Raw genomic sequence first — 19,821 nt, 5'->3', positions numbered from 1 at the left:
TCGACTGCGTCCGGGTCGCGGGGCTCACTGTGCCGAGTCATGAGCGGGGGCTTACGGCAGCGTAACGTACCAACCGGTAACGAAAGTCACAGATGGGTGACAAGTGAGATGGCAGTGGCTCCGGTCGCGACCTATTGACGTTCAGTTCAACGAACTGGGTCGCGTCAGGTTACGCCCATATCCCCCACGGGGCCAGCCCTGGCCCGCGAAACGATTTGTAGATCACCGATCTTCCCTGGTCCCTTCACTCTCACGACCACCCGCACCTCCACGACGTCTCCCCGGACCGTGCACGTCGCCGTGTCGACCCCCGTCGAGCCCTCGGGGACGGCCTCGGTGACCAGCGCTCGTACCGCGGCGAGGGATTCGCCTCGGGCCGCGGCGCGCGCGCCCGTTCGGGCGGCGTCGTTGCACGCGAGCTGGGTCGAGACGGCCGCCATCGCCCACAGGACGATCGCCGTGACCAGGACCAGGGCGGGGAGGGCCACGGCGATCTCCGCCGTGGCCATGCCCCCGTCCCTCAGTCGGCGAGTCGGAGGGCCCGTTCGACGATCGCTAAGAGCAGTTCCTGGACCTCCGAACCGGTCACGATCTTGAAGAGCAGGCCCGCGAAGGCCGCCGCGGCGATCGTGCCCACGGCGTACTCGGCGGTGGACATGCCCGCGTCCTCTTTGTTCTTCCAGCGCTGCATCGGGTTCATGGGGTCCTCCGTGTCGGTTGTCTTCAGGTTCCGGGATGGGGTGGCAGGGCGTCAGGGGAAGCGGGGGCTGTGGATAACTCATGGCGCGGGGACGAGGATCGTCGAGGCGATGCCGGCCACGGCGGGGACGACGCCGAGGAGGACGAACGCGGGCAGGAAGCACAGGCCCAGCGGGGCGAGGACGCGGACGCCCGCGGCCCGGGCGCGTGCGGCGGCCGCGGTGCGGGCCGTCCGCCGCTGGTCTCGGGCGAGCCGGGCGAGGGACGGCGCCAGCGCGGCGCCGTGGGACGTCGCGCGGACGGCGGCGCGGGCCAGGGGCGCCAGGGCCGGTTCGCCGGTGAGGGCGAGCCAGGCGGCGGCCGGGTCTGCGCCGAGGCGGATCTGCGCCGACACCCGGTCGAGTTCGTCGCCCAGGGGGCCGCCGACGGCGCCCGCGACGGCGTCCACCGCGTCCTGCCAGGGGGTGCCGCCGCGCAGGCAGGCGGCGAGGAGGTCCACGGCGACGGGGAGGTCGGCGACGAGCCGTGCCCGGCGGCGGGCGCGGTCGGCGCCGTCCAGGCGGGTGCACGCGTACCAGGCGGCCGCGGCGGCCGGGGCGGCCAGCAGGGGGCCGAGGGGGAGGCCGAACAGGAGGACGGTGAGGACGCCCGCGGCGGCCGCCGCGGTGCGGCGGAGCAGTACGCCGTCCGGGCGGGCGCCGTTCGGGCGGGCGCCGGTCGGGCGGGCGCCGGTCGGGCGGGCACCGTTCGGGCGGGCGCCGGTCTTTCGCGGGGTGCGGAAGCATCGGGCGAGTCTTCGGCCGGAGGCGCGTCGCGTGCGGAGGTGGACGGCCGTCGCCGCGCAGAGCACGGCCGCCAGCGCTGTGAGCATTCAGCGTCCCGGGGGTCGGGGCGACTCGGCGTTCCTGGCCAGGCGCGCCGTCCAGGCGAGGCCGGCGGCGTTGAGGGCGACGCCGGCGACCAGGCAGGCGAGGCCGGGGAGCGAGCCGCAGAGGAAGGACAGGGGGCGTGCGCCGAGGGCCGCCGCCATGGCGATGCCGAGCAGCGGCAGCACGGCGAGCAGGCGGGCGGTGGCGCGGGGGCCCGCGAGCTGGACGGAGACGTCCTGGCGCTGGGCCTCCTCGTCGCGGAGGGCCGCGGCCAGGCCGTCCAGGACGGTCGCCAGCGTGCCGCCGCGCTCGGAGCCGACGCGCCAGCACGCGTCGAGGAGGCGCAGGCCCTCGGCGCCGGGGACGGTCGCGAGTGTCGCCAGGTCGCGGCATGCGAGCAGCTCCTTCGCGATGGGCGGGTCGAGGACGGCCGCGGACGCGCCGAAGGCGTCCTCGGGGGCTCTGCCGGCGGCCAGTTCGGCGGCCATGCCGTCGCAGAGCTCGATGACCGAGGTGCGCCATCGGCGGGTGCGGGTGCGGCGTTCACGAAGGGTCCTCAGGTGGGCGGTGAGGGCGGGCCGGGGTGCGCGGGGATCGAGGACGTCGCGGACGCGTCCGGCCGCGCGGGGCGGCGCCGCGAGCGTCCAGACCGCGGCGGAGACGCACAGGGCAGCGAGCGCGGCCGTCATGGCCAGTGCGGGTGGAGCCGGGCCGCCAAGGCCGCCGCGCCGGGATGGTGCACCGTCTCGCCCGCGGGGGTGAACGAGACGGCGGGGTGGACGGCGACGAGCCCGTCGGGCGCGCGCTGGAAGACGCCGACCTCCGCGACCCGGCGGGCGCCCGCGGGGGCGCGGGCGAGGTGGACGACGACGTCGAGGGCGGCGGCGAGCTGGCTGTGGACGGCTTCGCGGGTGAGCCCGGCGGCGCACGCGAGCGCTTCGAGGCGCGCGGGGACGTCGGCGGGCGTGTTGGCGTGCAGGGTGCCGCAGCCGCCCTCGTGGCCGGTGTTGAGCGCCTGGAGGAGGTACACGACCTCCGGGCCCCGCACCTCCCCGACGACGAGGCGGTCGGGGCGCATGCGGAGGGCTTGGCGGACCAGGTCGTTCAGGGTGATGCCCCCGGCGCCTTCCATGTTGGGCGGGCGGGCTTCCAGCCGGACGACGTGCGGGTGGTCGGGGCGCAGCTCGGCGGAGTCTTCGACGAGGAGGAGCCGTTCGGACGGGCCGGCGGAGCCGAGCAGGGTGCTCAGCAGCGTCGTCTTGCCGGTGCCGGTGCCGCCCGTGACGAGGAACGCCGCGCGGGCGGCCACGACGGCGGCCAGCAGGGCGGCGCCCTCGGGCGGGACGGTCGCGGCGGCGACGAGCTCGTCGAGGGTGAACGCGCGGCGGCGGGGGAGCCGCAGGGACAGGCAGGTGCCGCCGGGCGCGACGGGCGGCAGGACGGCGTGCAGCCGGACGCCGCCGGGCAGCCGGGCGTCGGCGTAGGGCGCGGCGTCGTCGAGGCGGCGGCCGGCCGCCGCGGTGAGCCGCTGCGCGAGGCGCCGCAGCGCGGGCTCGCCGGGGAACCGGACGTCGGTGCGGACGAGCCCGCCGCCGGCGTCGGCCCAGACCTCGTCGGGCCCGTTGACGAGGACGTCGGTGACGTCCGGGGAGCGCAGGAGCGGTTCGAGGGGGCCGGCGCCGACGAACTCCGCGCGGAGCTCGTCGGTGAGGGCGAGGACCTCCCGGTCGCCGAGGAGGCGCTCCTCGGCGCGGAGGGCGGCGGCGACGCGGCCGGCCGTCGGTTCGGCGCCCGTGTCCGCCAGCCGCCCGCGCACCGCGTCCGACAGCCGGGTCATGCCGCCTCCTCGCGGTACGCGGAGGGCTGGAGGGCCAGGTCGTCGAGGAGGTCGCGGCAGAAGTCGGTGAGGGGGCCGCGGCGGGTCACGGCGGCGAGTTCGCCCTCGTCGATGGCGGCCGGGAGGCGGCGGTCGCGTTCGAAGGCGCCGGCGGACGGGAGGTCGAGGGCTCGGGCGACCCCGTCGGCGGTCAGGCCGCCGGGGGACGGGCCCTGGACGACGAGGCGGAGGTCGGCGGTCTCGCGGCGGAGCGCGGCGGCGAGGCCGTCGGCGGCGACGGTGGCGCGGACCTCGGCCGGGACGAGCAGGTAGGCGGTGTCGGCGGCGCGCAGGGCCGCCCGGCCGAGGTCGCCGGGGTAGCGGGGGACGTCGGCCACGACGAGGTCGAAGCCGCGGACCGCCGCTTCCAGGAGGGACGCGGTCGCCTCGCCGGTGAGCGGGACGGGTTCGCCGCGGCGCCAGGAGAGGACGGACAGGTCGCCGTCGCCGGGGAGGGTGTCGCGGAGGGCGGCGGTGCCGAGCCGGCCGCGCCGCTCGGCGAGGTCGGGCCAGCGGACGCCTTCGTGCTCCTCGAGGCCGAGGAGGAGGTCGATGCCGCCGCCGAGGGGGTCGGCGTCGGCGAGGAGGGTGCGCAGGCCGGTGCCGGCGGCGGTGACCGCGAGGGTGGCGGCGAGGACGCTGGCGCCCGCGCCGCCGCGGGCGCCGACGACGCAGACGACGGCGGCGCGGTTCGCGTCGGGTTCGGCGGCGGTGGCGAACGCGCCGATCAGCCAGTCTTCGTGGTCGGGGAGGACGGCGACGTCTTGGGCGCCGGCCTGGACGGCCATCCGGTAGGCGTCGGCGGTGGCGGCGGAGGCGACGAGGACGACGCCGGCGCGGCGGGGCAGGCCGCTCGCCGCGACGTCGCCGGCGGCGTCGGCGCCGACGAGGACGAGCGCGGGCCACGACCAGGCGTGGCGCGCCTCGCCGACGTCGTGGGCGACCTCCGCGTGGGCGTCGGCCGCGGCGGCGAGCCGCAGCAGGGCGTCGGCGGTGCCGGGATCGCCGGTGACGATCAGTGCCGCGAGGTTCATGGAGGCTCCTTCGGGTCCGGAGGTCTCCACCTTGCGGCGGCGTCCGAAGGAGCGGCACGGATTCGCGGGGCTGTGGATAACTTCGCGGGCGGGCGGCGGCCCGAGGGGTGCCGCACGCCCGCCCGCGGGAGATTGGGCGACCCCCGCCGGGGGGGAGAGCGGGGGTCGCCGAACGGATCCGGCTCCGGGGGGGTAGAGCCGGTCCGCTTTCCCAAGAAAGACTCAGGGGAGATCAGGCTAAACCGGACGTAAGCCCGTCCTATAGGGCGAGCAAAGTCGCTGCATCACCAGTCTAGGCGGATACAACATATGCTGCCCGACCGTCGAGAGTTCCGTCGAGTCGCAAACTCGCCCGTTGGATGATGTTTTTTCTCATCTGACTACAACGATCACAGCATCCGGGCGGGCGGCCGCGACCGCGCGGCACCGTCCCGTCGCACGCGCGGCGTGCAACGTGGCGGAAGTGGGAGCGTACCGGAACGGCAAAGATCCTTCGAACACCGCAACCAAAAAGCAATCATCACCGTCCGTGATCGATTTCGGTTTCTGGGTGATAGTTGTGGTTAGTCCGGAATGGCGGGTGTCAGGCGAGGAGGACGGCGACGGGCGGGCCGTCGCTGTTGTGGCGTGTAGTCGCCATTTTCCCGAATGGGCCTTGCCAACTGGGCAAACAGGGCGTACACCAGAAGTACGGACATCTGTCCGGGCACGGCAGCCGGGCACCCACGCGCGACCAGCCGCGGGAGGCGCGTCGAGACGGGCTTGACCCGATCCGACGGATACGAGGTGCACGCTTGGTAACCCGGTGTGACGTGACTGGCGGCGGCGCCTCGCGCTGAGGCGCCGCTCGTCGTGTCCGGGAACGGTACGGACGAGCGTTCCGGAACCTCAGCGGACGTCGAGGCCGAGCGATTCGGCGATCACGACCGCCTGGTGCGGGTCGATCCGCGCGCCCGCCAACTCGACCGTCCGGGGATCGACGGTCGAAATGTCGCTGCCGCGGAGATCACACCGGGACAGGTCCGCGGCCCGGAGCCACGCACCGGAAAGATCGACACCGCGAAGGGTCGCCCCGGTACAGCGCGCACCCGTGAGATCGGCCTCCCGCAGACGCACGTCCGTGAAGGACGCGCGACGCAGGTCGGCACCCGGCAGGCCGGTGAACGACCAGTCGCCGCCCTGCACCTTCATGAGGTCGTACGTACAGCCGTCGAACATGCTGCCGAGAAGTTTGCAGCCGTCGAACGTCGAGTCGAAGAAACCGCAACGAACGAACGTGCAGTTGATGAACGCGGTGTCCGTGTGAGCGGAGACATTGAAGCGGACGCCCCGGAAAGTGCAGTCGACGAAACTCGCGCCCGTCCCGTGGGCCTCGGTCATGTCGACGTCCAGGAACAGGACGCGTTCGTGTTCTTCGCCCGTCAGGTCGCGCGAGTCCCAGTCGGCGCCCCTGATCGTGCTCTCCGTGGGCGCGGCCGGACGTCCGTCCTTGCGATCGGCCATTGAGCCAGCTTCACACGCGCCTCCGACACACCCGCGGCCGCACCCGAACCCGGACCCGCGGCCGCACCCGCGACGGACGTCAGCCGCGACCGACGTCAGCCGCGCATCAGCGCTTCGCAGATCGCCTGGGAGTCGCGGGCGGCGGCGGCCACGGCGGCCGAGCAGTGCCGGATCCAGGCGGTCATGCCGTCCGGGGTGCCGGACGCGTAGGCGCGCAGGGCGTCCGCGTACTCGTCGCCGAGTTCGAGGTGACCGACCTCGGGCGCGGCGAGCGACTTCGGGTCGAGGCCGCGCGCGACGAGGGTGAGCCGCTGCGCGGCGCGGGCGACGAGGCCGTCGCCCCAGCCGAACGGCCGCAGCGTGAGCAGCTCGCCGTGGACGACCGCCGCGACGACGAGCGCCGGCGCCTTCGTCGTCCCGGTGAGCAGCCCGCTGAGCGCGTCGAGGCGCGCCGCGACCTCGGCGGGGGACGGCGGGTCGCCCAGCCCGAGGACGTCGGTGACCGGACGGCCGTCGGAGCGCGGGCGGCCGAGGTCGGCGGCGTCCACCGCGTCGGCGGCGGCGAGGACGTGCAGGCGCGCGAGGACCTGCCGGGGCGCGTGCCGCCACGTCTCGGCGAGCGAGCCCAGTTCGGCGGACACGCGCAGCGCGCCGTGGACGAGCGGGTCGCCGGGGTCGTCGGTCGTGCGCAGGACCTCGAGGTCGACGGCGGCGCCCTCGAGGACGGCCGTCGCGCGCGCGCCGCGCAGCGCGGATTCGGTGGAGACGTCGGCGCTGCGGCGGCGCAGGATCCGGTGACCGAGCAGCCGGTCGACGGCTTTGCGCGCGTCGTTCACGGCGTCGGTCACGCCGGGGAGGTTCGCTACTTGTGCGAGGGCATCGGTCACGGCCCGACCTTATGCGGTGGCCGCCGCCGCCCGGACGCCGCCCCGGGGCGCCCCCGGCGCGGGCCCGGGACCCGCGGGGAGCGTACGGTTCCGGGGCGCCCCACCTGGGAAGGTGGGATGTGTCGATCGTCACTGCGAGCATCGGGGGCGGGCGCGTCCGGGGCCCGCGCCCTCGACACACGGGAACACGGCTTGTGAGAGCGGGACCTTCCTGGTGGAGTGGGCATACCGGGCGACCCGTCTCAGCAAGCGAGGAGTACTGCGTTGAGCCAGAGCCAAGAGACACTGTCGAACCTGTTGCAGGAGACGCGGCGCTTCGCCCCCCCGGCCGATCTCGCCGAGTCGGCGAACGTCAAGGCCGACGCCTACGAGGAGGCGGCCGCCGACCCGCAGGGCTTCTGGGCCCGGCAGGCGGAGCGGCTGTCGTGGTCCAAGCCGTGGGACCAGGTCCTCGACTGGAGCAATCCGCCGTTCGCGAAGTGGTTCGTGGGCGGCGAGCTGAACGTCGCGTACAACTGCGTCGACCGGCACGTGGAGGCCGGGAACGGCGGCAAGGTCGCCTTCCACTGGGAGGGCGAGCCGGGCGACACCCGCACCCTCACGTACGCCGACCTGCAGCGCGAGGTGAGCAAGGCCGCGAACGCGCTGCTGGAGCTCGGCGTCCGCAAGGGCGACCGGGTCGCGATCTACCTGCCGATGATCCCCGAGCTGCCGATCTCGATGCTGGCGTGCGCGCGGATCGGCGCGACGCACTCGGTCGTGTTCGGCGGGTTCTCGGCGGACGCGCTGCGCACCCGCATCGACGACGCGCGGGCGAAGGTCGTCATCACCTCGGACGGCGGGTACCGGCGCGGCAAGCCGTCCGCGCTGAAGGCGACGGTGGACGAGGCCGTCGCCGACACGCCGTCGATCGAGCACGTGCTGGTCGTCCGGCGGACGGGCGAGGAGGTCGCGGCCCACGAGCGGGACGTGTGGTGGCACGACGTCGTGGAGCGGCAGAGCGACGAGCACGCGCCGGAGCCGGTGGACGCCGAGCACCCGCTGTACATCCTGTACACGTCGGGGACGACGGGTAAGCCGAAGGGGATCCTGCACACGACGGGCGGGTACCTGACGCAGACGGCGTACACGCACTACGCGGTGTTCGACCTGAAGCCGGACACGGACGTGTACTGGTGCTCGGCCGACATCGGCTGGGTGACCGGGCACTCGTACATCGTGTACGGGCCGCTGGCGAACGGCGCGACGAGCGTGATGTACGAGGGGACGCCCGACACGCCGCACCAGGGCCGCTGGTGGGAGCTCATCGCCAAGTACAAGGTGTCGATCTTCTACACGGCGCCGACGGCGATCCGGACGTTCATGAAGTGGGGCGACGACATCCCGGCGGCGCACGACCTGTCGTCGCTGCGGGTGATCGGCAGCGTGGGCGAGCCGATCAACCCGGAGGCGTACGTCTGGTACCGGGAGCACATCGGCGCCGGCCGGGCGCCGGTCGTGGACACCTGGTGGCAGACCGAGACGGGCGGCATCATGATCAGCCCGCTGCCGGGGGTGACCGAGGGCAAGCCGGGCGCGGCGATGCGGCCGCTGCCGGGGATCGCCGCGGATGTCGTGGACGACCAGGGCAACTCCGTCCCGAACGGGGGCGGGGGGTTCCTGGTGGTGAAGGAGCCGTGGCCGTCGATGCTCCGCACGATCTGGGGCGACGACGAGCGGTACGTGAAGACGTACTGGTCGCGGTTCGAGGGCCTGTACTTCGCGGGCGACGGCGCCAAGAAGGACGAGGACGGCGACATCTGGCTGCTCGGCCGGGTCGACGACGTGATGCTGGTGTCGGGGCACAACATCTCGACGACCGAGGTGGAGTCGGCGCTGGTGTCGCACCCGAAGGTCGCGGAGGCGGCGGTCGTCGGCGCGACGGACCCGGTGACCGGGCAGGCGATCGTGTCGTTCGTGATCCCGCGCGGCAGCGCGGGCGGCGACGTCGAGGGCGAGGAGTTCCTGAAGGAGCTCCGCGACCACGTGGCGAAGACGCTCGGGCCGATCGCCAAGCCGCGCCAGATCATGATCGTGCCGGAGCTGCCGAAGACGCGGTCCGGGAAGATCATGCGGCGGCTGCTGCGGGACGTCGCCGAGAACCGCAGCATCGGGGACGTCACGACGCTCGCCGACAGCACGGTCATGGACCTGATCTCCGAGAAGCTGCCGAGCGCCAAGTCCGACGACTGACCCCCTCCCGGAGGGTCTGACCGACGCACGGACGGACGGACGAGCGAGGCGCGGGCACCCGCGCCCCGCTCGTCCGTCCCGCGCCCGCACGTCCGCCCTTCGCCGCACCGGTTGTTCCGCCCTTCGCCCCGGTTCGGCCCGGCGCGGATGATTCCGCCCCAGGTCGACCCGATGGTCGAATGTGGGCGATTTCGCACAGATTCACGATGATTCGTCGGAGATCTTGCGGGTAAGGTGCAGGAAGGTGTGCCGGGAAGTCTGGTCGGCAGGGTCCGGCCCGTGACATCCCCGCGGGACGGCTCTTCATCATGCCGTCCACCGCTCCGGGAGTCCTTTTGCCGCGCCCGTCCACGCGCCCCGACCGCACCACCGACTCCGCCCGCTCCGACGGCACCGAAGGCACCGACGGCTCGCGCCGTCCGGTGGCCGCGGTCTGGCCGTTCCGCCCCACCGTCCGCTACGGCGGGCAGGTCGCCAAAGCGCTGCGCCTGGAGACGGTCGGCGGCGTCATCATGCTCCTGGCCGCCGTGGCCGCGCTCGTCTGGGCCAACACGCCCTGGTCGGACGCCTACTACGACCTGCAGAAGTTCGAGATCAGCCCGCACTGGCTGAACATCGGGCACATGGACGTGGCGCACTGGGCGTCCGGCGGGCTGCTGGCGGTCTTCTTCTACCTCGCCGGCCTGGAGCTCCGCGAGGAGCTCACGCACGGCGAGCTGCGCAACCCGCGCGACGCGGCGCTCCCGGTGCTCGCCGCGACCGCCGGCGTCGTGCTCCCCGCGGTCCTCTTCCTGATCGTCAGCGCGGGCGCGGACGGCGCCTCGCGGGGCTGGGCGATCCCGACGGCGACCGACATCGCGTTCGCGCTCGCCGTGCTCGCGGTGACGTTCTCGGCGTGCCCCGCGCCGCTGCGCGCGTTCCTGCTGACCCTCGCCGTCGTGGACGACCTCATCGCCATCACGATCATCGCGCTGTTCTACAGCGACACACTGGACTGGGGCTGGCTCGCCCTCGGCGTCGCGCTGATCGCGGTGTTCGGGGCGCTGCAGGCCCGAGGCGTCCGGTCGCCGTGGCTGTACGCGCCGCTGGCCCTCCTCGCCTGGTACTGCGTCCTGCGCAGCGGCGTGCACGCGACGGTCGCCGGGGTGGCGCTCGGGATGCTCACCAGCCCGCGGGAGTCCCCGGACGGACGTCCGACGAACGCGGAGCGCGCCGACCACTTCCTGCGCCCGTTCTCGGCGGGGTTCGCGGTGCCGGTGTTCGCGTTCCTGTCGGCGGGCGTGACGCTCAGCGTGTCCGCGCTCGGGGACGTGTTCACCGATCGGATCGCCCTGGGCGTGATCGTCGGTCTGGTGGTCGGTAAGTTCATCGGTGTCTTCGGCGGGGCCTGGCTGGCCGTGCGGTTCGGCCTGGCGACGCTGGGGGCGGAACTGCACTGGCGGGAGATCGCGGGCGTCGCGATGCTCGCCGGGGTGGGATTCACCGTTTCACTGCTGATCGGCGGTTTGGCCTATACCGACCCGTCACAATTGGAGAGAGTGACGACTGCGGTCCTGATCGCGAGCGTGCTCGCCTCGGCGGCCGCCACCGTCGTCTTCCGGAGGAGGACGCGCGCCCGCGCGCAGCTCTCCGACTGACCGGGCCGACCGGCCGGACCCGCTCGCCGGGCCGTCCGGCCGGGCCGACCGGCCGGGACGACGCGGTGACACCGGGTGGCCGGACGCGCCGTCCGGCTGCCAGGCTGGGACGCCGTGGCAGTCGGGGGCGCTGGAAGGAGAGAGCGATATGTCCGAGGCAACGCCGGGCGAGCGCGTCGAGGACAAGTCCCTCGGCGATCTCGTCGCGCTGGCGTCCAGCAACGTGTCCGACCTGGTCAGGGCGGAGATGGAGCTGGCCAAGATGGAGCTCAAGTCGGACGCGAAGAAGGGCGCGGTCAGCGGCGTGATGCTCGTCATCGCCGCGGTGATGGGCGGGATCATCGTGATCCTGCTGTCGATCTCGCTGGCGTTCGGGCTGATCGAGCTGGGCATCTGGCCGTGGCTGGCGTTCCTGATCGTCGCGGTCCTGTACGGTCTGCTCGCCGTCGTGCTGGGCCTCATCGCCAAGCGCCTCATCGGCAAGATCGAGGGAGCGAAGCGGACGCGCCGCACGTTGAAGGACACACCCGGAGCGCTGCGCCATCGCGGCGGCTCCGACACCCCCGCGCTGACGGACTGAGCGGGGCAGGCAGGCAGGGGGACGGGCCATGCCCGGGCACGACGCGTCACTGATCGAGGTCGACGGCCCGTGGACCCACCGCGCGATCAGCGCGGGCGGGACGCGGTTCCACGTCGCCGAGGCCGGGGAGGGGCCGCTGGTCCTCCTGCTGCACGGCTTCCCCGAGTTCTGGTGGTCGTGGCGCGACCAGCTCGTGTCGCTGCCGGCGGCGGGCTACCGCGCGGCGGCGATCGACCTGCGCGGCTACGGCGGCAGCGACAAGCCGCCGCGCGGGTACGACCTGGTGACGCTGGCCGGGGACGCCGCCGGGCTGGTCCGGGCGCTGGGCGAGGCGAACGCGATCGTGGTGGGGCACGACTGGGGCGGGCTGCTCGCCTGGACGATGGCCGTCTACCACCCGAAGATCGTGCAGCGGCTCGCGGTCGCCGGCGCCCCGCATCCGCTGCGGCTGCGGCGGTCGCTCCGGGAGAGCCCGCGCGAGCAGGGGTGGGCGGCGCGGCACTCGTTCGGCTTCCAGCTCCCGGTCCTGCCGGAGCGCCGCCTGGTGCGGGACGACGCCGCGCTCGTCGGCCGGCTGCTGCACGAGTGGTCCGGGCCGAACTGGCCGGACACGCAGACGGAACGGCTCGTCCGGCGGGCCGCGCAGATCCCCGGGGTGGCGCACAGCGCGCTCGAGTACCACCGGTGGTTCCTGCGGTCGCAGGCCCGTCCGGACGGCATCCGCTACGCGCACCGTATGCGCGCCCCGGTACAGGCTCCGACGCTCCAGCTGCACGGCGCCCTGGACAAGTGCATCCTCCCGGAGAGCGCCCAGGGGTCCGGGCAGTACGTGGCGGCGCCGTACCGGTGGCGGCTCATCGAGGGCGCGGGGCACTTCCCCCACCAGGAGCGGCCCGAGGAGTTCGACGCGCACCTGCTCGGCTGGCTCGCCGACCCGGAACCCGACCGCTGACCGCCCCCGTGCCCCGGGCGCCGCACGGCCCGGACGTCCGGACGTGCGGGACGCGCGCGTACGGTGGAGGCATGCGGGATCGGGACGAATCGGGACGCCCGCGCAACGCGCGGCCCCGCGACGCGTACGGGCGTCCGCTGCCGCACGGCGCGACCGGGATCCCCACCATGCCGGACGACCTCAGCATGCGGCCGTCGGAGGCTCTGCGGGAGGCGCAGCGGCTCCTGGACGACGACCGCCCCTTCCACGCCCACGAGGTGCTGGAGGCCGCCTGGAAGGACGCCCCGGACCCGGAGCGGGAGCTGTGGCGGGGGCTGGCCCAGGTCGCCGTGGGGGTCACCCACCTGCGCCGCGGCAACGCGCGGGGCGCGCGGGCCCTGCTGAGCCGCGCCGCGGACCGGCTGGAGCCGTACGCCGCCGACCCCCCGCACGCGATCGACGTCCAAGGCGTCGTGCGGCGCGCTCGCGCGCTCGTGGACACGCCTGAAGACGGCCCGGTCGAACTCAAGCTCACCCTGTGACGCCCCAGTAGGGCGCTCACGGGTTCAGTCGGAGCAGCTCTGGGTGGAGACCGGCCGGGTGGCGCGCGCGCCCGTGCGGGCGTCCTCCGCGACCTCTTCGGCGGTGAGCGCGTAGCCGGTGGAGGGGGTGTCGAGCGCCGCGGCGAAGATGACGCCGTAGACGCTTCCGTCGGCGGACAGCAGCGGGCCGCCCGAGTTGCCCGGCTCGACCTTGCCGCGGATCGCGTAGATCTCCCGGGCGACCTGGCCGGTGTGGTAGATGTCGGGCCCCTTGGCGGTCTGCCGGGCGCGGATCCGGGCGGCGCTCGCGCTGAACGGCTCGTTCTTCGGGAAGCCCGCGATGATCGCGCTGTCGCGCACCTCGGCCTCCATCTCGAAGTCGAGCGGGCGCGCGTCCAGGCCCGGGACGTACAGGACGGCGATGTCGCGGCTCGGGTTGTACAGGACGACCTCGCCCTTCGCGGTCTCGCCGGTGCGGTTCGCCACGGTGGACGGCCCGCGCGCGCCCGCGACGACGTGCGCGTTCGTCATGATGTGGTCGGGCGCGAACACGAACCCGGTGCCCTCGATGCGGCGCTGGCACTGCGGCGCCGTGCTGACGATCTTGACGATGCTGTTGCGGGCGTCCCGCAGCCCGCCGGTCGCCAGGACCGCGTCGTCCGGCGGCGGGACCTCGACCACCGACTCGCCGCCGAGCCCGTTGAAGACCTGCGGGAACTCGCTGTTCTTCACGAAGCCCTGGAACGAGGTGAACCAGGTGTGCGCCTGGCCGGGCATCACCTCGTCGATCCCGTTGATGATCGACGAGCCCTTCACCTGGGTGCGGACCGGCTTGAACTCCGAGTTCGCGACCAGGCTGCCGAAGAACCACGCGACGATCAGCAGCGACAGCGAGCTGACGAACGTGCCGCCGACCGCGTCCGCGGTGCGGGCGTTCAGCCCGGTGACCCGGTTGCGGAGCACGGCCCCCGCGGACGACGCGATGAGCTGCCCGAACGTCGCGGACAGGAACGCGACGACGATCGCGAGTAGCGCCTGCTGCGCCGCCCCGTCCACCGCGGACTCCGCGATCGGGGGAGCGATCAGCACCCCCGCGACGCCGCCGCCGACGAAGCCCGCGAAGCTCAGCAGGCTCACGATGAAACCCTGCCGGTAGCCCGAGACGCCGAACAGCACGACGAGCCCGAGGAGGATCAGATCGAGCATATGGTCGTCCAGCACCGCTTCACCGTATAGCCCGAGGTCGCCTTCTCACGTCCCCTCGCCGGACCAGTTTCCCCCGCCCCGCGTGACCACCGGGGGCGATACGGAACGATCACCGACCGTGCCCCTCCCGGCCGCGGCCCGCTGACCTGCGGCTCGGCGGACGGACGGCGCGGACGGACGGCGCGGGCGCCGCGGCCCGCGGCCGTGCGCGGCGGCGCAGGTCAGCCGCGGGAGGCGAGGTCGAGGACGTCCTGCGGCAGGTCCTCGACGCGGCCGGCGTCCCACGGGCGGTCCCAGCCCCCCGCCGCCAGCACCTCGCCGAGCAGCGCCGCGGTGAACCCCCACACGAGCATCCCGCCGACCTTGAACGCGGGCCCGAGCTTCAGCCCGGAGGGGTGCCGGACGGTCAGCCGGTTCGCCGGGTCGACGAGCTCGGCGATGGGCACCCGCGCGACGGTCGCGACCTCGCCGGGATGCCCGGGGGCGATCTGGGACGGTTCGCGCCACCAGCCGGCGACGGGCGTGACGCGGTGCCGGCTGCGCGACAGGTACAGCTCCGGGAGCGTGCAGAGCACGTCCACGCCGGACGGCTCGACGCCCGCCTCCTCCCACGCCTCGCGCAGCGCCGCCGCGACCGGGCCGTCGTCCTCGGGGTCGATGCGGCCGCCGGGGAAGGCGGGCTGGCCGGCGTGCTTGTTGAGGGTCGCGGCCCGCTCGGTGAGCAGCACGTCCGGGCCGTCCGGTCCCTCGCCGAACAGGATCAGCACGGCGGCGGCGCGGGCGTCCGGGGCCGGCCGGAACCGCGGCGGCACCGGCAGCCGCACCGCGTTGGCGCGGAAACGGTCGAGCCAGTCGGGGCAGGAGGCGATCTCGGTCACGTTGATCTCAACTCCGTGTCGGCCGTTTTGCTTCCCGCCCGCCCCCCCGGGCGCGGGCGGGGCGGTCACGAGAACGGGCCGGGCTTGACGAGCGCCTCGGCCGTCTCGACGTCCGTGGGGCCCTCGCCGAACGCCGGGCACAGGTCGGCGAGCGGGCAGGCGCCGCAGGCGGGGCGGCGCGCGTGGCAGATGCGGCGCCCGTGCCAGATCAGCCGGTGCGACAGCATCGTCCAGTCCTTGCGCGGGAACAGCCCGCCGATCTCCCGCTCGACCTTGTCGGGGTCGGTCTCCTCCGTCCACGCGAACCGGCGGACGAGCCGCCCGAAGTGCGTGTCGACGGTGATGCCCGGGACGTCGAACGCGTTGCCGAGCACGACGTTCGCGGTCTTGCGGCCGACGCCGGGGAGCGTGACGAGGTCGTCCAGGCGTCCGGGGACCTCGCCGCCGAACCGCTCGACGAGCGCCGCGGACAGCCCCATCACCGACTTCGTCTTGGCGCGGAAGAACCCCGTGGGCCGCAGCAGGGCCTCCACGTCCTCGGGGTCGGCGGCGGCGAGGTCCTCGGGCGTCGGGTACTTGGCGAAGAGCGCCGGGGTGGTCAGGTTCACCCGCTTGTCGGTGGTCTGGGCGGACAGGACCGTGGCGACCAGGAGCTGGAACGGCGTCCCGAAGTTCAGCTCACAGTGCGCGTCCGGGTAGGTTTCCGTGAGGATCCTGTTCATCCGCCGCGCCCGGCGCACCAGTCCGAGGCGGGTCTCCGGCCCGCGCCGCCCGGCGCGCCGGGGCCGCGGCCGGGCGCGGGCGTCCGAGGACCGTCCGCCGGAGGGTCGGGCCGCTTTCGTCGCCATGCCGCCAGGGTAGGCCCCGGACGGCCGGACGGGCGGCACCCGCACGCCCGTTTAAGTGCGATGAGACCGGTGTGATGGCATTCACCCGGGTGTCCGTACACTGGGCGAACAGGGTCGTGGTGACGATCCCGCGAAGTGACGCCCCCGCGTTACGGCGCGCCGTGGCCCTGCCTTCACGTACGCGGTGGGACGTACGTCACACTATGCATGTTGGTGTTTCGAGGAGGAGAAGCGTGACCGACCGCGACGTGGACGTTCTGAGCAGAGCCCCGCTCTTCGAGGCACTCGATGAGCAGGGGGCCAAGGCGCTGCGCGCCAACGTGACCGAGGTGCGGCTCGCCCGCGGCCAGACGCTGTTCAACGAGGGCGAGACGGGCGACCGCCTGTACGTCGTCGTGGAGGGCAAGATCAAGCTGACCCGCACGGCGCCGGACGGCCGGGAGAACCTGCTGAGCGTCCTCGGCCCCAGCGAGATGTTCGGCGAGCTGTCGCTGTTCGACCCCCGCCCGCGCACCGCCAGCGCCATAGCGGTGACCGAGTGCCGGCTGGCCGGGCTCGGCCACGACCAGCTCCGCCCGTGGCTGACCGGGCACGCCGAGGTCGCCGTGCAGCTGCTGCGCGCGCTGGCCCAGCGGCTCCGCAAGACCAACGACGTCATGGCCGACCTGGTGTTCACCGACGTCCCCGGCCGCGTCGCCAAGGCCCTGCTGGACCTCGCCGAGCGCTTCGGGCAGCCGTCCGAGGCGGGCCTGCACGTGCACCACGACCTGACGCAGGAGGAGCTGGCGCAGCTCGTCGGCGCGTCCCGCGAGACCGTCAACAAGGCCCTCGCCGACTTCGCGCAGCGCAACTGGCTGCGGATCGAGGCCCGCGCGGTGGTCATCCTCGACATCGAGCGGCTGCGCAAGCGCTCCAAGTGAGGGGACCGGCCGGTCCGCGGCGGACGACCGCGGCGACCGGCCGGTCGCGTCCGGCGGCCCGCCCGCCGTCCGCGCCCTGCGGGCCGTTCTCGGCCCGCGCGCCGCACCGGGTCCGCGCGCCGCGTCAGCGCCGCTCGTCCAGGTAGTCGAGCTGCGCCTGCACGGACCATTCCGCCGCGGGCCACAGCGTCCTGTCGACGTCCGCGTACACGACCTCCACGACGTCGCGCGCCGTCCGGGCGCCCGCCGCCACGGCCGCCTCGACCTGCGCGAGCCGCTCGCGCCGGTGGTCGATGTAGTGGTCGAGGGCCGCCAGCGGATCGTCCAGCTTCGGGCCGTGCCCCGGCAGGATCGTCGCCGCCTCCCGGTCCGCGCAGAACGTCCGCAGCCGGTCGAGGGAGCCCAGGTAGTCCCCGAGCCGCCCCTCCACGACGGTCGTCCCGTACCCGAGGACCGTGTCGCCGGTCAGGACGGCCCCGTCCGCGGGCAGCCAGAACGTGAGCGAGTCGTCGCTGTGCCCGGGCGTCTCCAGCACGTGGAGTTCGACGCCGCCGGTCGTGATGACGTCCCCCTCGACGATCCCCTCGTCGCCGAGGCGGTGCCGGGGGTCGAGGGCCCGGACGTTCACGCCGCCCGCCAGCTCGGCGAACCGCTCGGCCCCGGCGGAGTGGTCCGGGTGCCCGTGCGTGAGCACGACCAGCCCGACCCTCGCCCCCCACGACTCGACCGTGCGCACGACGCGCCGCAGGTGGACGTCGTCCTTCGGCCCCGGATCGATCACGACGACCTCGGCGGAGTCCGGGTCGCGGACGAGCCACGTGTTCGTGCCGTCGAGGGTCATCGAGGACGGATTCGGCGCGAGCACGCAGAACGCTCGTTCGGTTCCCATACCGTCGATCTCGGTCATGTCGCCCATCCTGCCTGAGACGCGGGCGGGACGACCGACCGGGTTCCACCCGAGCCGGTCCAGGCGCCGCAGCGCGGACGTCCCCGCGAGCCGCAGCGCGGCGGCCCGCGTCAGCCGCGCGCGGGCCGCGCCCGACCACGGCGCCCGGCCGCCCACGACGGCCCCGTCACCCGGTCGGGTAGAAGTGCGCGACGTCCTCGGGCAGTACCAGGAACGCCTCCCCGTCGACGATCTCTGCCGTCGGCTCGTACACGTTGATCGAGCGTTCGGCCGCCAGGACGTCCGCGACCGTCTCGTACTCGGCCAGCTCGGTGAGCGTCGCCAGGGTCGGCGGCAGCATCATCCACTCGCCGGCCCACCCGCGCTCCACGGCCTCCGCCGGACGCACCCACGCCACCTGGTCGGCCTCCGTGCTGACGTCGCGCGCGCGCTGCCCGTCCGGGATCGCCGCCACGAAGAACCGGGTGTCGTAGCGCTTCGGCTCGATCTTCGGCGTGATCCAGTGCGCCCACGGGCGCAGCAGGTCCGACCGCAGCACCAGGCCCCGCTTGTCGAGGAACCCGCCGAACGACCGGGAACGATCCAGCAGCGCCTGCCGGTCCGCCTCCCACGCGTCCCCGCGGGTGTCGTCGACGACCGTGTCCGGCGTCGGGCCCGCGAGCAGCACCAGCGTCTCCTCGAACGTCTCCCGGACGGCCGCGCACACCAGCTCGCGCGCCACCGTCTCGGTCGCGCCGAACGCCGCCGCCCACGCGGACGGCGGCGGGCCCGACCACGCGAGCGACGCCTCGCCGTCGCGCGGGTCGACCGACCCGCCGGGGAACACGTAGGCGCCGGGCGCGAACGCCATGGACCGCACCCGGCGCAGCATGAACGCCTGGAGGCCGTGCCGGTCGTGGTCGCGCAGCACCACGACCGTCGCCGCGTCCCGCGCGGGCGGGGGCGCGGCCCGTCCGGCCTCGATGTCCTCGATGCGCCCCACGAACTCCGCGGGCAGCTTCAGCCCGTTCACCCTCGCCTCGCCGGCCGTGTGATCCTCATGGCGGCCAATTCGGACATACCGAATGCCGTTCCGTCAACCCGAAGTCAGCATCCGGGTGAGGAGAGCAGCGTTCTCCCCGACGGGCCCGTCCAGCGTCCGGACGTCCGTCAGGCGACCTCGGCGATCAGCTCGACCTCGACGGGCACGTTGCGGGGCAGCGCCGCGACGCCCACCGCGCTGCGCGCGTGCCGTCCGGCGTCGCCGAACACCTCGCCCAGCAGGTCGCTCGCACCGTTCACCACGTCCGGCTGGCCGTAGAAGTCGGGCGCGCTCGCGACGAACCCGACGACCTTCACGATCCGCGTGATCCGCGACAGCTCGCCCACCTCGGCCTTGAGCGCCGCGATCGCGTTCAGCGCGCAGATCCGCGCCTGCGCCTTCGCCTCCTCGGCGCTGACCTCCGCGCCGACCTTGCCGGTGGCGCCCAGCTCCCCCTTCACCAGCGGGATCTGCCCCGCCGTGTAGACGAGCGAGCCCGTCCGCGCCGTCGGCAGGTACGACGCGACCGGCGGCACGACCTCCGGCAGCTCCAGCCCGAGCTCGGTGATCCGCTCCTCGGGTGTGCTCATCGCCACTCCCTCCTCGACTCGCCCGCGTACGGGCCTAGGACTGCACTTCCCGCTTGAAGTAGGCCACCAGGTTCTCCGGGTTCGGGCCCGGCAGCACGGTGACGAGCTCCCACCCGTCCTGGCCCCAGTTGTCGAGAATCTGCTTGGTGGCGTGCACCAGCAGCGGAACGGTCGCGTACTCCCACTTCTTCATGGCAATCACCCTAGCGATCTGCTTGCACCGGGGCCCCGCGAACCCACCGCCGCACGGGCCGCCCGGCGGGCCGTTCAGCGCGCCGCGACGAGCCCGGCCGCGGCGACCGCCTCGACCCAGAAGTAGAACCAGCCGGGATAGAAGCCGCCGAAGCGGTCGAACGCCCGCGCGACGAGCCGTCCGCCGGCCATCCCGGCGAGCGCGCACGCGACCGCGAGCACCGCCCCGGACCGGACGCCGCCCGCATCGGCCGCCGCCGCGACCAGCAGCGCCCCCGTCGCGACGCCGAACCCGCCGTACACCGCGCGCACCTCCGCCCGCGCCGTCCCGGACGGCAGCGCGATCCCGAACGGCCGGATCAGCGCCCCCGGGGCGGCCAGCCCGTACACGCCCATCCCGAGGAAGAACAGGGCGACGACCACGATCACTGCAGTGGAAACGGCGGCGGGCACCGCGGGACCTCCACTC

22 protein-coding genes are annotated in these 19,821 nt (G+C 74.0%); 6 read left to right on the top strand and 16 right to left on the bottom strand.

Translation table 11 applies throughout. The annotated features are described in order from the left end of the window. Positions 1–164 precede the first annotated feature (164 nt). The 8 genes from DMH08_RS06650 to DMH08_RS06615 all read right to left on the bottom strand — a co-directional run bounded on the left by DMH08_RS06650 (position 165) and on the right by DMH08_RS06615 (position 6,868). Positions 165–509: a TadE family type IV pilus minor pilin gene (locus DMH08_RS06650; protein ID WP_125612374.1), complete on the bottom strand. Its 345-nt coding sequence runs from the start codon at positions 507–509 to the stop codon at positions 165–167. An 11-nt stretch (positions 510–520) separates the two neighbouring features. Next, a complete protein-coding gene (locus DMH08_RS06645) occupies positions 521–700 on the bottom strand; it encodes a DUF4244 domain-containing protein (RefSeq protein ID WP_034518214.1) in 180 nt (59 codons plus the stop codon). Positions 701–778: 78 nt separating this feature from the next. Further along, on the bottom strand, positions 779–1,570 hold the full coding sequence (locus DMH08_RS06640; RefSeq protein WP_125612372.1) for a type II secretion system F family protein: 792 nt from the start codon (positions 1,568–1,570) through the stop codon (positions 779–781). Beyond that, positions 1,571–2,257 (bottom strand): type II secretion system F family protein, encoded by a 687-nt coding sequence (locus DMH08_RS06635; protein WP_125612370.1) that lies wholly within the window; start codon positions 2,255–2,257, stop codon positions 1,571–1,573. Continuing rightward, complete coding sequence (locus tag DMH08_RS06630) at positions 2,254–3,405, bottom strand: TadA family conjugal transfer-associated ATPase (protein WP_125612368.1); 1,152 nt, start codon at positions 3,403–3,405, stop codon at positions 2,254–2,256. The genes DMH08_RS06635 and DMH08_RS06630 overlap by 4 nt, the downstream gene beginning before the upstream one ends. Then, positions 3,402–4,478: a septum site-determining protein Ssd gene (gene ssd, locus DMH08_RS06625; protein WP_125612366.1), complete on the bottom strand. Its 1,077-nt coding sequence runs from the start codon at positions 4,476–4,478 to the stop codon at positions 3,402–3,404. The genes DMH08_RS06630 and ssd overlap by 4 nt, the downstream gene beginning before the upstream one ends. 888 nt (positions 4,479–5,366) lie before the next feature. Next, complete coding sequence (locus tag DMH08_RS06620) at positions 5,367–5,981, bottom strand: pentapeptide repeat-containing protein (protein ID WP_026402948.1); 615 nt, start codon at positions 5,979–5,981, stop codon at positions 5,367–5,369. Between the two features lie 95 nt (positions 5,982–6,076). Beyond that, on the bottom strand, positions 6,077–6,868 hold the full coding sequence (locus DMH08_RS06615; RefSeq protein WP_125612364.1) for an oxidoreductase: 792 nt from the start codon (positions 6,866–6,868) through the stop codon (positions 6,077–6,079). Positions 6,869–7,132: 264 nt separating this feature from the next. Between DMH08_RS06615 and acs the strand changes: the two genes are divergently transcribed. From acs to DMH08_RS06590, 5 genes are all read left to right on the top strand, one after another. Beyond that, positions 7,133–9,100, top strand: a complete 1,968-nt coding sequence (gene acs / locus DMH08_RS06610; protein WP_125612362.1) for an acetate--CoA ligase — start codon at positions 7,133–7,135, stop codon at positions 9,098–9,100. Positions 9,101–9,435: 335 nt separating this feature from the next. After that, the gene (nhaA, locus tag DMH08_RS06605) at positions 9,436–10,737 is read left to right on the top strand and encodes a Na+/H+ antiporter NhaA (protein ID WP_233617441.1); all 1,302 of its coding nucleotides are present in this window, start codon (positions 9,436–9,438) and stop codon (positions 10,735–10,737) included. A 148-nt stretch (positions 10,738–10,885) separates the two neighbouring features. Next, positions 10,886–11,317 carry a phage holin family protein gene (locus DMH08_RS06600; protein WP_125612358.1) on the top strand — a complete coding sequence of 144 codons (432 nt, stop codon included), beginning with the start codon at positions 10,886–10,888 and terminating at the stop codon, positions 11,315–11,317. 28 nt (positions 11,318–11,345) lie between these two features. Continuing rightward, complete coding sequence (locus DMH08_RS06595) at positions 11,346–12,269, top strand: alpha/beta fold hydrolase (protein WP_026402952.1); 924 nt, start codon at positions 11,346–11,348, stop codon at positions 12,267–12,269. 71 nt (positions 12,270–12,340) lie between these two features. Beyond that, a complete protein-coding gene (locus DMH08_RS06590; protein WP_034518216.1) occupies positions 12,341–12,790 on the top strand; it encodes a DUF309 domain-containing protein in 450 nt (149 codons plus the stop codon). Positions 12,791–12,814: 24 nt separating this feature from the next. Here the strand turns inward: DMH08_RS06590 and DMH08_RS06585 are convergent, their stop codons facing one another. The 3 genes from DMH08_RS06585 to nth form a co-directional block, all read right to left on the bottom strand. After that, positions 12,815–13,996, bottom strand: coding sequence for a MarP family serine protease (locus DMH08_RS06585; protein ID WP_026402953.1), 1,182 nt, complete (start codon positions 13,994–13,996; stop codon positions 12,815–12,817). Positions 13,997–14,217: 221 nt separating this feature from the next. After that, on the bottom strand, positions 14,218–14,874 hold the full coding sequence (locus tag DMH08_RS06580; RefSeq protein ID WP_034518219.1) for an NUDIX hydrolase: 657 nt from the start codon (positions 14,872–14,874) through the stop codon (positions 14,218–14,220). Positions 14,875–14,939: 65 nt separating this feature from the next. Further along, entirely contained in the window at positions 14,940–15,596 is a 657-nt protein-coding gene (nth, locus tag DMH08_RS06575) for an endonuclease III (protein ID WP_425248256.1), read from the bottom strand. Positions 15,597–15,955: 359 nt separating this feature from the next. Here nth and DMH08_RS06570 point away from each other — a divergent pair, with 359 nt between their 5' ends. Next, entirely contained in the window at positions 15,956–16,642 is a 687-nt protein-coding gene (locus tag DMH08_RS06570; protein ID WP_026402956.1) for a Crp/Fnr family transcriptional regulator, read from the top strand. Positions 16,643–16,766: 124 nt separating this feature from the next. Here DMH08_RS06570 and DMH08_RS06565 read toward each other — a convergent pair whose 3' ends face one another. The 5 genes from DMH08_RS06565 to DMH08_RS06545 form a co-directional block, all read right to left on the bottom strand. Continuing rightward, on the bottom strand, positions 16,767–17,549 hold the full coding sequence (locus DMH08_RS06565; RefSeq protein ID WP_442778630.1) for an MBL fold metallo-hydrolase: 783 nt from the start codon (positions 17,547–17,549) through the stop codon (positions 16,767–16,769). Between the two features lie 166 nt (positions 17,550–17,715). Then, positions 17,716–18,552 carry an NUDIX hydrolase gene (locus DMH08_RS06560; RefSeq protein ID WP_026402958.1) on the bottom strand — a complete coding sequence of 279 codons (837 nt, stop codon included), beginning with the start codon at positions 18,550–18,552 and terminating at the stop codon, positions 17,716–17,718. A gap of 146 nt (positions 18,553–18,698) precedes the next feature. Further along, the gene (locus DMH08_RS06555; RefSeq protein ID WP_026402959.1) at positions 18,699–19,160 is read right to left on the bottom strand and encodes a RidA family protein; all 462 of its coding nucleotides are present in this window, start codon (positions 19,158–19,160) and stop codon (positions 18,699–18,701) included. A gap of 34 nt (positions 19,161–19,194) precedes the next feature. Next, a complete protein-coding gene (locus DMH08_RS06550; protein ID WP_021591512.1) occupies positions 19,195–19,353 on the bottom strand; it encodes a DUF4177 domain-containing protein in 159 nt (52 codons plus the stop codon). A gap of 74 nt (positions 19,354–19,427) precedes the next feature. After that, on the bottom strand, positions 19,428–19,805 hold the full coding sequence (locus tag DMH08_RS06545; protein ID WP_034518221.1) for a DUF4345 family protein: 378 nt from the start codon (positions 19,803–19,805) through the stop codon (positions 19,428–19,430). Between the last annotated feature and the right edge of the window lie 16 nt (positions 19,806–19,821).

It is taken from the genome of Actinomadura sp. WAC 06369 (genome assembly GCF_003947565.1).
Classification (GTDB): domain Bacteria; phylum Actinomycetota; class Actinomycetes; order Streptosporangiales; family Streptosporangiaceae; genus Spirillospora; species Spirillospora rifamycini.
Note: the sequence above shows the minus strand (reverse complement) of the source record. Positions and strands in the feature narration are given on the sequence as shown.